Source organism: Citrobacter sp. CK181, assembly GCF_030333595.1.
GTDB lineage: Bacteria > Pseudomonadota > Gammaproteobacteria > Enterobacterales > Enterobacteriaceae > Citrobacter_B > Citrobacter_B koseri.
On record NZ_JAOWFN010000015.1, the window covers coordinates 284,019 to 295,930 of the forward strand.

Genomic DNA, 11,912 nt, shown 5'->3' on the forward strand with positions numbered 1-11,912 from the left:
CCATCAGGCCTTCGTTGGCGTTACCCCTGCGTCGCCTGTTGCAACATTAACCGCCGTAAATCCCGCCACTCGGCGTCATCCATGCTGTCTGCCGCCAGCCACAAGTGCTGACGCTTCCCGCTGTCGGCGCGCAAACGCAGCATCATGCCAGTTTTAAGCATCCAGGGCGGCCCCTGAATCGTCCAGTCTTGCCCTTGCCAACGTAAACGCCCATCCATCAGCAGTTTAATTTCGCCCTGCCGGGTATTAATCCGCCGCTGACTGCGCACACAGTCGAACACCACCAGCGAAAGCAATATCAGCCAGAGCGGCGTGTAGCTCAATGGCCAGGGCATCAATAAAACCAATGCGGCGACAAGCCCATGAATGAGCAAAGAGAGCCATTGTGCGCGCCAGGAGACGCGTAAATCAGATTGCCACAGGACCACGTTCCCGATTCCGTGTCTGGATGAGTTTCACCATTTGTTCCAGCTCTGCATCACCCGGTTTACCGTGGTTCATCAACCAGTTAAATAAATCAGGATCGTCGCATTCCAGCAAACGAACAAAGATGCATTTTTCTTCATCGCTTAAGTTATCGTACTCATGTTCGAAAAACGGCATGATAGAAATGTCGAGCTCACGCATACCGCGACGGCATGCCCAATGAATACGTGCTTTGTTATTAATATCCATGTTCTTCTTCCTGTCTCGCGAAAATGAAGTACCCGGCTATTGTAACGTGTTTTTCATGTTCTTTTACGGGAATCTCCATAAACGGAAGCATGATCGGCAAATAAAACCACATTAAGTCAAAGGGTTCATCGATTTTGCATCGCGCCTCGCAAAGCGGGCGATAAGGCACAAATGGGATGTTTAAACCGCTTGCAATGGGCTATAGCTCTTTTACCATTAGTCACTATTACTGCGTTAAGCAAATCAGGACATTATTATGGCTTTTACACCTTTTCCTCCTCGTCAACCGTCCGCGTCAGCCCGTTTGCCTCTGACGCTGATCACTCTCGATGACTGGGCGCTGGCCTCGATCACCGGCGCCGACAGCGAGAAGTATATGCAAGGTCAGGTCACCGCGGACGTCAACCAGCTTACCGAACAGCAACACTTACTGGTCGCCCATTGCGATGCAAAAGGGAAGATGTGGAGCAACCTGCGTCTGTTCCGCGACGGCGACGGTTTTGCCTGGATCGAACGCCGCAGTCTGCGCGAGGCCCAACTGACCGAGCTGAAAAAATACGCCGTGTTCTCTAAAGTCGCGATCGCGCCTGACGATGAGCGTGTTCTGCTCGGTATCGCTGGTTTTCAGGCTCGCGCAGCGCTGGCGAATATCTTTAGCGAGTTACCGAACAGCGAAAAACAGGTCGTGAGCGAAGGAGCGTCCACCCTGCTTTGGTTTGAACATCCGGCGGAACGTTTTCTGCTGATTACGGATGTCGCCACGGCTGAATCCCTGACTGAAAAACTGCGTGGCGAAGCGGCGCTGAACAACAGCCAGCAGTGGCTGGCGCTGGATATTGAAGCGGGCATTCCGGTCATTGACTCCGCGAACAGCGGGCAATTTATACCGCAGGCAACCAACCTACAGGCGCTGGGCGGCATCAGCTTTAAGAAAGGCTGCTACAGCGGGCAGGAGATGGTCGCCCGGGCAAAATTCCGCGGTGCGAACAAACGCGCGCTCTGGTCTCTGGCGGGTAAAGCCAGCCGCGTACCGGAAGCCGGAGAAGATCTGGAGTTGCAGATGGGTGAGAACTGGCGTCGTACCGGCACCGTTCTTGCGGCAGTGCAACTGGATGACGGCCAGGTTCTGGTGCAGGTGGTCATGAACAACGATATGGAAGCTGACAGCGTATTTCGCGTACGCGATGATGCGAATACTCTGCACATCGTACCGCTGCCCTATTCGCTGGAAGAGTGAAAAGAATAACGCCTGATGGCGCTGCGCTTATCAGGCCTACGGTTCAGTACGCCATGTAGGCCGGATAAGGCGTAGCCGCCATCCGGCAACAGTGTGTCAGACCTGCCCTACATACAGATAGATCGCCAGAAAGTGGCACACGCTGCCGCCCAGCACGAACCCGTGCCAGATTGCATGGTTATAGGGAATGCGTTTGCAGACGTAGAAAATCACGCCTAGCGAATAGACCACGCCGCCGACCGCCAGCAGCGTCACGCCTCCCGCCGCCAGTTTGATCGCCAGTTGATAAACCACAATCAGCGACAGCCACCCCATCGTTAAATACGTTACCAGCGAGAGAACCTTAAACCGGTGGGCAATAGTCAGCTTGAATAAAATACCGAGCAGCGCCAGGCTCCAGATGACAATCATCAGCCCACGCGCCAGCGGCGAATCCAGCCCCACCAGCAAAAACGGCGTATAGGTTCCGGCAATCAGCAGATAGATAGCGCAGTGGTCGAATTTTTTCAGCCAGATCTTCGCCCGCTGATGCGGAATCGCGTGGTAGAGGGTTGAAGCAAGAAACAGCAGGATCATGCTGCCGCCGTACAGGCTGTAGCTGGTAATGGCCGTTGCACTGGCATTCGCGTCTACCGCCTGAACCAGTAACAGCACCAGACCGACAATACCAAACACCAACCCAATACCGTGGCTGATGCTATTGGCAATTTCCTCTGCCAGCGAATATCCCTGTGCGATTAATGGTTTCTGCACCATAGCTTACTCCAAAGAACGTTCACAATCGTGATAGCGTTTCTAGCGTAACTGAGAATGGTTCCAGTGAACACCTGTTAGCTAAAATAAATATCAACTTAAGATTAATCTTTTTAAATCATGATGTTGAAACTTATTTTTCAACTAACAGTTGTTCATTAAAATCAAAGGCATTTAAAATCAATCACATAAAATTGCGTCTGATCCGGGTAAATCCCGGCAATCACATGTTTAAGTTCTTCAAGCGTCATGTTTTCCTGCCGGGCATGTTTTTCCGTCAGCGTGTCCAGCGTGACGGTTGAAGTGCCAACAACCTCAATTGTGCAGAAGTAACCCTCATCTTCGAAGCGTCCAACCCGTAGAATATCCCCGGCTTTGAAGTGTGATTCAGACTCGTCACGAATGGTGATAGTTTTGCGTCCGGCCAGAATGTCATCCTGGAAACGCTGAAAAAAAGTGATGTCATTTGGCTGCATGTTATTATTCCCTATAGATGAAGTCTGATGAGTGAGTTTTGCCATTGTGAGTATGTTCTCCCACGCTGCCATCGCCAGTCTCAACAATCTTGAGATGCTGGTCTACAACTATGTCATCAAAAACCGTGACAAAGTCATGTACATGACCATTCGCGAACTGGCTGATGCCGTGGGCGTTTCCACCACCACCGTGCTGCGCTTTTGTCGCAAACTTCACTGTGACGGCTACTCTGAATTCCGCGTGCGCTTTAAATTATATTTAGAGCAGGATGAGCCGCAACAGGCTAATTTTGGCGCCAGCGAAATTATCAGTTTCTTTAAAAGCGTCAATAACGATGAGTTTGATAAATTACTCGATCAGGCTGTCGATATCATTTTATCTTCCGAACGTATTATATTTGTCGGCGCAGGAACTTCCGGCGCGCTGGCAAAATATGGCGCACGTTTTTTCTCTAACGTCGGGAAATTCAGTAATCATATTGATGATCCTTATTTTCCGGTCACCAACGATATGGCAAAAAACGCGCTGGCGATTGTGCTTTCAGTATCGGGAGAGACTGCGGAGATCCTGCGCTTTGCCAGCCAGTTCAGCCTGCACAACTGCAAAGTGCTGTCGATTACCAGCCATGAACATTCGGCGCTGGCAAAGCTGGCCGATTTTAATCTCTCCTGGCATGTACCACAAACCCGTATTGCTGGCGTTTATGATATTACAACGCAGATCCCCGTTATCTATATTCTTGAATCATTAGGCCGTAAGCTGGCGAAAAAATTAGCGTAAAAAAACAAATTGTTTTTTGGGCGTAACAAATTACACCAGCGCTATTTTGTTATATCGTGACTTTTTGCCTTCCTTTGTTAGACTCAAAACCAGATTGTATTAATTTGAGATTGAGCAACAATGAAAAAACTCACCTTACCAAAAGATTTCTTATGGGGCGGCGCAGTTGCCGCTCATCAGGTTGAAGGCGGCTGGAACAAAGGCGGCAAAGGGCCGAGCATCTGTGATGTGCTGACCGGCGGAGCGCATGGCGTACCGCGTGAAATCACCCGACAAGTCGTAGCGGGTAAATATTATCCGAACCATGAAGCGGTCGATTTTTACGGTCACTATAAAGAAGACATTAAGCTGTTCGCCGAGATGGGTTTTAAATGCTTTCGCACCTCCATCGCCTGGACCCGCATTTTCCCGCAGGGTGACGAGACGCAGCCGAACGAAGAAGGGCTGAAATTCTACGATGATATGTTCGATGAGTTGCTCAGATACAACATCGAACCGGTCATCACCCTCTCCCACTTTGAAATGCCGCTGCATCTGGTACAGCAATACGGCGGCTGGACCAACCGTAAAGTGGTGGATTTCTTCGTCCGCTTCGCGGAGGTGGTATTTGAGCGCTACAAGCACAAAGTCAAATACTGGATGACCTTCAACGAGATCAACAACCAGCGCAACTGGCGCGCGCCGCTGTTTGGCTACTGCTGTTCCGGCGTGGTGTATACCGAGCATGAAAACCCGGAAGAAACCATGTATCAGGTGCTGCATCACCAGTTCGTCGCCAGCGCGCTGGCGGTGAAGGCGGCACGCCGCATCAACCCGGAGATGAAGGTCGGCTGTATGCTGGCGATGGTCGCGCTCTATCCGTTTTCCTGTAAGCCGGAAGATGTCATGTTCGCGCAGGAATCCATGCGTGAGCGCTATGTGTTTACCGACGTTCAGCTACGCGGCTACTACCCGTCTTATGTACTGAACGAATGGGAACGTCGCGGCTTTAACATCAACATGGACGCTGGCGACGCGGAGATTCTGCGCGAAGGCACCTGCGATTACCTTGGCTTCAGCTATTACATGACTAACGCAGTAAAAGCAGAAGGCGGTAGCGGCGATGCCATTTCCGGCTTCGAGGGCAGCGTGCCGAATCCGCACGTCAAAGCTTCCGACTGGGGCTGGCAGATTGACCCGGTCGGCCTGCGTTATTCCCTGTGCGAGCTGTATGAACGCTATCAGAAGCCGCTGTTTATTGTGGAAAATGGGTTTGGCGCCTACGACAAAGTGGAAGAAGACGGTAGCATCAACGACGATTACCGCATCGACTATCTGCGTGCTCACGTAGAAGAGATGATGAAAGCGGTGACGTATGATGGCGTGGATCTGATGGGCTATACGCCGTGGGGCTGCATCGACTGCGTGTCATTCACGACCGGACAATACAGCAAACGTTACGGTTTTATTTACGTGAACAAGCATGACGACGGCAGCGGCGATATGGCGCGCTCGCGGAAGAAAAGTTTTACCTGGTATAAAGAGGTTATCTCCAGCAACGGCGAGAAGCTGTAATTTTTTGCCGGGTGGCGGCTAATACCTTATCCGGCCGACAAGTTCTGTCTCCGAATAAAAAAAGCCGGGTAGCGCTTGCGCTTACCCGGCCTACAGCATGGCAGAGAGATTACTGATATTCGCTCATCGGTACGCAGGAGCAGAACAGGTTACGGTCGCCGTAAACGTCATCAAGGCGTTTCACGGTCGGCCAGTACTTGTTCGCTACCCCCGCCGGGAACACCGCGACTTCACGGCTGTATCCGTGGTTCCACTCCGCGACCAGCTCATTCTGCGTGTGCGGCGCGTTAACCAGCGGGTTATCCTCCAGCGGCCACTCACCAGCTTTCACGCGATCGATTTCCGCACGAATCGCCAGCATCGCATTGATAAAGCGATCCAGCTCCATCTTGCTTTCAGATTCCGTCGGTTCAACCATCAACGTTCCCGCCACCGGGAACGACATGGTCGGCGCGTGGAAGCCGTAGTCGATCAAACGCTTGGCAATATCCAGCTCGCTGATGCCGGTTTCTTCTTTCAGCGGGCGGATGTCGAGAATACACTCGTGCGCCACGCGGCCATCGCGACCGGTATACAGCACCGGATACGCGTCTTTCAGGCGGCTGGCGATATAGTTGGCGTTCAGAATCGCCACCTGGCTCGCCTGCTTCAGCCCTTCCGCGCCCATCATGCGGATGTACATCCAGCTGATCGGCAGAATGGATGCGCTGCCGAACGGTGCGGCGGACACCGCGCCCTGACGGGTCAGCATCCCTTCGATCTGCACCACGCTGTGACCCGGAACAAACGGCGCCAGATGTGATTTCACGCCAATCGGCCCCATACCCGGGCCGCCGCCGCCGTGCGGAATGCAGAAGGTTTTATGCAGGTTGAGGTGTGAAACATCCGCGCCGATGAAGCCCGGAGAGGTAATGCCAACCTGCGCGTTCATGTTTGCGCCATCGAGGTATACCTGGCCGCCGAACTGATGCACGATCTCGCACACTTCACGAATGGTTTCTTCGTACACGCCGTGGGTGGATGGGTAAGTCACCATGATGCAAGAGAGATTGTCACCCGCCTGCTCGGCTTTAGCGCGCAGATCCGCCAGATCGATGTTGCCGTTCTTATCGCATGCGACCACCACCACCTGCATACCCGCCATCTGTGCGGAAGCCGGGTTGGTGCCGTGAGCGGAGGCCGGGATCAGACAGATATCGCGATGCCCGTCGTTGCGGCTTTCATGATAATGACGAATCGCCAGCAGACCCGCGTATTCGCCCTGCGCGCCGGAGTTCGGCTGCATACACACGGCGTCATAGCCCGTCAGTTTCACCAGCCAGTCAGAAAGCTGGTTGATCATCTGATGATACCCTTCCGCCTGATCTGCCGGGCAGAACGGATGCAGTTCCGCAAATTCCGGCCAGGTGATGGGGATCATCTCCGCCGCAGCGTTCAGCTTCATGGTACAGGAACCCAGCGGGATCATTGCCTGGTTCAGCGCCAGATCTTTACGCTCCAGCGAGTGCATGTAGCGCATCATCTCCGTTTCGCTGTGGTAACGGTTGAACACCGGGTGCGTCAGGATCGCGTCATCACGCAGCATACTCTCCTGGATAGAGCGGCTATCGTGCGCCACGTCTTTATCCAGCGTATCAATGTTCAGACCGTGGTCGTCGCCCAGCAGTACAGAGAACAGTTGCAGCACGTTTTCGCGGGTTGTCGTTTCATCCAGCGTGATGCCGACAGCGTTGTGGATGTCGCTGCGCAGGTTGATCTCTGCGGCCTCCGCGCGCGCCAGGACGGCGGCTTTATCGGCCACCTCTACGCACAGGGTGTCGAAGTAATGCGCATAGCGCAGTTTCAGCCCTTTTTGTTGCAGGCCCGCCGCCAGAATGTCGGTCAGGCGGTGAATGCGATTAGCAATGCGCTTCAGCCCAACCGGACCGTGATAAACGGCATACAGGCTGGCAATGTTGGCCAGCAGCACCTGCGAAGTACAAATATTGGAGTTCGCTTTCTCGCGACGGATATGCTGCTCGCGAGTCTGCATCGCCATACGCAGTGCGGTATTGCCCGCCGCATCTTTCGATACGCCGATAATACGGCCCGGCATGGAACGTTTGAATTCATCTTTGGCGGCAAAGAACGCCGCGTGTGGGCCGCCGTAGCCCATCGGTACGCCGAAGCGTTGCGCAGAGCCGAACACAATGTCCGCGCCCTGTTTACCCGGCGCCGTCAGCAGCACCAGCGCCATAAAATCGGCGGCCACGCTGACGATAACTTTACGTGACTTCAGTTCGCTAATCAGCGCGCTGTAGTCGTGGACTTCACCGGTGGTGCCAACCTGCTGCAACAGCACGCCGAACACATCCTGGTGATCCAGCACTTTTTCCGCGTCATCGACGATCACATCAAAACCGAAGGTCTCCGCGCGGGTGCGCACGACGTCCAGCGTTTGCGGGTGAACGTCAGAGGCGACAAAGAAGCGGTTGGCGTTTTTCAGTTTGCTGATGCGTTTTGCCATCGCCATCGCTTCTGCGGCAGCGGTTGCTTCATCCAGCAACGAAGCGGAGGCCATATCCAGCCCGGTCAGATCCAGCGTCACCTGCTGGAAATTCAGCAGCGCTTCCAGACGCCCCTGCGAAACTTCCGGCTGATAAGGCGTATACGCGGTGTACCAGCCCGGATTTTCCAGCATATTGCGCAGGATAACCGGCGGCAACTGCACCGCGGTATAACCCATGCCAATGTAAGACGTGAAGCGCTTGTTGCGACCGGCAATCGCTTTTAATTCTGCCAGCGCGGCGTATTCCGTCGCCGCTTCACCTACCTGCGGCGGCGTGGCAAGCTGAATGTCTTTCGGCACAATCTGGCCGATCAGCGCGTTTAACGACTCGGCGCCAACGGTATTCAGCATCTCTTGCTGCTGTGCGGCGTCCGGTCCAATGTGGCGTTCAATGAAAGCGCCGCTGTTTTCAAGCTGGCTTAGCGTCTGTGTCATGGGCGATGGTTCCTGAAACGTGCAGTGAATCGTGATTGTCTCTGGCTCAATTGCCCGGTGGCGCTAACGCTTACCGGGCCTACGCGTGCGAAAACGAATACGCAAAATCATTCACGTTGCAGGGCGGCGGCGACGCAGAGAATCCCCAGGAGCTTACATAAGTAAGTGACTGAGGTGAGCGAGGAAGCCAACACACCTGCTGCGTGAAGGATTAAGCGTATTTATTCGTCTTCTAACAATGCTTCGTATGCGGTTGCATCCAGCAGCGAGTCGATTTCGCTTTCGTCGCTGGCTTTGATTTTGAAGATCCAGCCACCCGCATACGGCTCGCTGTTGACCAGTTCAGGGGAGTCGCTGAGCGCGTCGTTTACCGCCACAATCTCACCGCTCACCGGCGCATAAATGTCAGAAGCGGCTTTTACCGATTCTGCTACCGCGCAGTCATCGCCCGCCGCAACGGTGGCGCCGACGTCTGGCAGATCGACAAAAACCATATCGCCCAGCAATTCCTGAGCGTGTTCCGTGATGCCAACCGTGTAAGTACCGTCTGCTTCTTTGCGCAGCCATTCGTGTTCTTTGCTGTATTTCAGTTCTACAGGTACGTTGCTCATCAATAAATCTCCAAAAAAGGATGAATCACGCGACGGCTTTGCCGTTACGCACAAAAACAGGTTTAGTGACTTTTACTGGCATTTCGCGGTTGCGGATCTGCACGATCGCCGTCTCGCCAATACCCGCCGGAACGCGCGCCAGCGCAATGCTGTAGCCCAGCGTTGGAGAGAAAGTGCCGCTGGTGATAACGCCTTCCAACTGATTCCCCTGGGCATCGGTAAAGCGTACCGGCAGTTCATTACGCAGTACGCCTTTCTCGGTCATAACCAGACCCACCAGTTGTTCGGTGCCTTTTTCACGCTGGACTTCCAGCGCCTCGCGGCCAATAAAATCGCGATCGGCCGGTTCCCAGGCGATGGTCCAGCCCATGTTCGCCGCCAGCGGAGAGACGCCTTCATCCATCTCCTGACCATACAGGTTCATACCCGCTTCCAGACGCAGCGTATCGCGCGCGCCCAGGCCACACGGCTTCACGCCGGATTCCACCAGCGCACGCCAGAAATCCGCCGCCTTTTCGTTTGGCATCGCAATTTCATAGCCTGCTTCGCCGGTATAACCGGTTGTTGCAATAAACAGATCGCCTGCCTGCACGCCAAAGAACGGTTTCATGCCTGCCACCGCCTTGCGCTGTTCTTCAGTAAACAGCGTGGCCGCTTTCGCCTGCGCATTCGGCCCCTGTACCGCAATCAGCGACAGGTCGTCACGAACGGTGATGTCGATGGCGTAAGGTTCGGCGTGTTGGGTAATCCAGGAGAGGTCTTTTTCGCGGGTGGCGGAGTTTACAACGAGGCGGAAGAAATCTTCAGTGAAGTAATAGACAATCAGGTCATCTATCACGCCGCCCGAGGCATTGAGCATGCCAGAGTAGAGGGCTTTACCGGTCTTTGTGAGTTTCGCCACGTCATTCGCCAGCAGATAACGCAAAAACTCCCGGGTGCGGCTGCCGCGTAGATCGACGATGGTCATATGCGACACATCAAACATACCGGCATCAGTGCGAACTGCATGGTGCTCATCAAGTTGAGAACCATAGTGCAGCGGCATCATCCAGCCATGGAAATCCACCATGCGCGCGCCACAAAGCGTGTGTTGTTCGTATAAAGGAGTCTGTTGAGCCATCTTGTCCTCATTGAATAAGCGGGGCTTACAACCATTTCATGGTGAAATCTTCGCCACGAAACCCGGCGTCGCAGCCACTCCAGGGCTTCGACGCAAACGTTCTCTTTTACCTGAACTTACCACCGAAGCAGACGCTAAACCATAAGGCAAAATTAACCATCACATTAGCTTATGACCAAAAAACGCCAAACCCGCCTCAGCATAAAAAACCATGAAATAAACAAAAAACCTCCATAAACGATAATCAAATACGCAACCACCCCGCACACATCAATATTAAATGTGGAAAAAATGTCAAAAATGACGATAGTTGAAAATCGTAATATTAAAAAAACTAATGCGAAAAGAGAGGTGAAATTAGATTATTTCAAATGAGGAAAGCGTCCCGGCGCGAAGGCCGGGAGAGGAAAATGTGACGGGTTTCAAACTCTCAGAAGCAGGAGGGAAATGCTTAGCGGAGCCACTCAGGCAGATCGTTCAATCCCATCGCCTGACGAATCAGTTGCGGTTTTACGCCCGGGAGAGTATCGGCCAGTTTCAGACCAATATCGCGCAGCAATTTCTTCGCCGGGTTCTCTCCGGCAAACAGTTCGCGAAAACCCTGCATACCTGCCAGCATCATCGCGGCGCTGTGCTTACGGCTGCGCTCGTAGCGACGCAAATAGAGGTATTGACCAATGTCTTTGCCCTGACGTTGCAGACGTTTGAGTTCATCGATCAACTCTGCGGCGTCCATAAAGCCGAGGTTCACCCCCTGCCCCGCCAGCGGATGGATGGTATGTGCGGCGTCGCCCACCAGCGCCAGCCGGTGTGCGGCAAACTGACGCGCATAGCGTCCCGTCAGCGGGAACACCTGGCGTTCGCTCTCAACGCGGCATAAGCCGAGGCGGTTATCAAACGCGACGTTCAGCGCCCGGTTGAACGCATCCTCACTCGCCTGCTGCATATGCTCAGCGTCCTGCGGAGACAGCGACCAGACAATGGAACACAGATGCGGATCGCTTAATGGCAGGAATGCCAGGATGCCTTCGCCATGAAACGCCTGACGCGCAACGGCGCCGTGCGCTTCTTCGGTGCGGATGGTCGCCACCAGCGCATGATGACGGTAATCCCAGAAGGTCAGCGGAATATCCGCTTTGTTGCGCAGCCAGGAGTTCGCGCCGTCTGCGCCAATCACCAGCCTTGCCGTCAGCATCGCGCCATCTTTCAGGGTCAGGAAGGTTTCATTTTCTCCCCAGGCGACCTGCTGCAATTCAGCCGGCGCCATCAGGGTAATATCCGCTGACTGCTGCGCCTTTTGCCATAGCGCGTAGTGGATCACCGAATTTTCAATGATGTGCCCCAGGTGGCTGTATCCCATGCTTTTGTCATCAAACTCGATGCGGCCAAAGCTGTCTTTATCCCAGACTTCCATACCGTGGTAGCAGCTTGCGCGGCGAGCAAGAATGTCTGACCAGACCCCAAGACGCGTAAGCAGTTTTTCACTGGCGGCATTGATAGCCGACACGCGTAATGCCGGGGGAGCGTCGCTCGCCAGCGGCTGTGGAACGCGCTGTTCCAGAACGGCCACGCGTAAACCGCTGCCCTGCAAACCGCAGGCGGCAGCCAGGCCTACCATGCCTCCGCCAACAATGGCTACATCAACACTTTGCACTGTGTACTCCTGAAAATAGGACAATCAAAAACCGTAGGCCGGATAAGGCAAAGCCACCATCCGGCATT

At 54.0% G+C, this 11,912-nt stretch carries 11 protein-coding genes; 3 read left to right on the plus strand and 8 right to left on the minus strand.

All coding sequences use genetic code 11. The features are described 5' to 3' along the window. Positions 1 to 20: 20 nt before the first annotated feature. The gene (locus tag OGW17_RS18625; protein WP_024130921.1) at positions 21 to 428 is read right to left on the minus strand and encodes a protein YgfX; all 408 of its coding nucleotides are present in this window, start codon (positions 426 to 428) and stop codon (positions 21 to 23) included. Next, positions 409 to 675: an FAD assembly factor SdhE gene (sdhE, locus tag OGW17_RS18630; protein ID WP_024130922.1), complete on the minus strand. Its 267-nt coding sequence runs from the start codon at positions 673 to 675 to the stop codon at positions 409 to 411. The genes OGW17_RS18625 and sdhE overlap by 20 nt, the downstream gene beginning before the upstream one ends. 256 nt (positions 676 to 931) lie before the next feature. On the opposite strand from sdhE, the gene ygfZ reads away from it, so the two are divergent. Then, positions 932 to 1,912, plus strand: a complete 981-nt coding sequence (gene ygfZ / locus OGW17_RS18635; protein WP_049008970.1) for a tRNA-modifying protein YgfZ — start codon at positions 932 to 934, stop codon at positions 1,910 to 1,912. 96 nt (positions 1,913 to 2,008) lie between these two features. Here ygfZ and trhA read toward each other — a convergent pair whose 3' ends face one another. Both trhA and yqfB read right to left on the minus strand, forming a co-directional pair. Continuing rightward, positions 2,009 to 2,668, minus strand: a complete 660-nt coding sequence (gene trhA / locus OGW17_RS18640) for a PAQR family membrane homeostasis protein TrhA (RefSeq protein WP_012135004.1) — start codon at positions 2,666 to 2,668, stop codon at positions 2,009 to 2,011. 161 nt (positions 2,669 to 2,829) lie between these two features. Continuing rightward, positions 2,830 to 3,141 (minus strand): N(4)-acetylcytidine aminohydrolase, encoded by a 312-nt coding sequence (yqfB, locus tag OGW17_RS18645; protein WP_047461422.1) that lies wholly within the window; start codon positions 3,139 to 3,141, stop codon positions 2,830 to 2,832. A gap of 52 nt (positions 3,142 to 3,193) precedes the next feature. Between yqfB and OGW17_RS18650 the strand changes: the two genes are divergently transcribed. Continuing rightward, on the plus strand, positions 3,194 to 3,922 hold the full coding sequence (locus OGW17_RS18650) for a MurR/RpiR family transcriptional regulator (protein ID WP_012135006.1): 729 nt from the start codon (positions 3,194 to 3,196) through the stop codon (positions 3,920 to 3,922). Between the two features lie 120 nt (positions 3,923 to 4,042). Further along, on the plus strand, positions 4,043 to 5,476 hold the full coding sequence (gene bglA, locus OGW17_RS18655; protein ID WP_071257876.1) for a 6-phospho-beta-glucosidase BglA: 1,434 nt from the start codon (positions 4,043 to 4,045) through the stop codon (positions 5,474 to 5,476). A 109-nt stretch (positions 5,477 to 5,585) separates the two neighbouring features. Here bglA and gcvP read toward each other — a convergent pair whose 3' ends face one another. From gcvP to ubiI, 4 genes are all read right to left on the minus strand, one after another. Further along, positions 5,586 to 8,459, minus strand: coding sequence for an aminomethyl-transferring glycine dehydrogenase (gene gcvP / locus OGW17_RS18660; protein ID WP_071257875.1), 2,874 nt, complete (start codon positions 8,457 to 8,459; stop codon positions 5,586 to 5,588). A 221-nt stretch (positions 8,460 to 8,680) separates the two neighbouring features. Continuing rightward, complete coding sequence (gcvH, locus tag OGW17_RS18665; protein ID WP_012135010.1) at positions 8,681 to 9,070, minus strand: glycine cleavage system protein GcvH; 390 nt, start codon at positions 9,068 to 9,070, stop codon at positions 8,681 to 8,683. Positions 9,071 to 9,095: 25 nt separating this feature from the next. Then, positions 9,096 to 10,190, minus strand: a complete 1,095-nt coding sequence (gene gcvT, locus OGW17_RS18670) for a glycine cleavage system aminomethyltransferase GcvT (RefSeq protein ID WP_071257874.1) — start codon at positions 10,188 to 10,190, stop codon at positions 9,096 to 9,098. A gap of 451 nt (positions 10,191 to 10,641) precedes the next feature. After that, positions 10,642 to 11,844, minus strand: coding sequence for an FAD-dependent 2-octaprenylphenol hydroxylase (ubiI, locus tag OGW17_RS18675; RefSeq protein WP_071257873.1), 1,203 nt, complete (start codon positions 11,842 to 11,844; stop codon positions 10,642 to 10,644). Positions 11,845 to 11,912 lie beyond the last annotated feature (68 nt).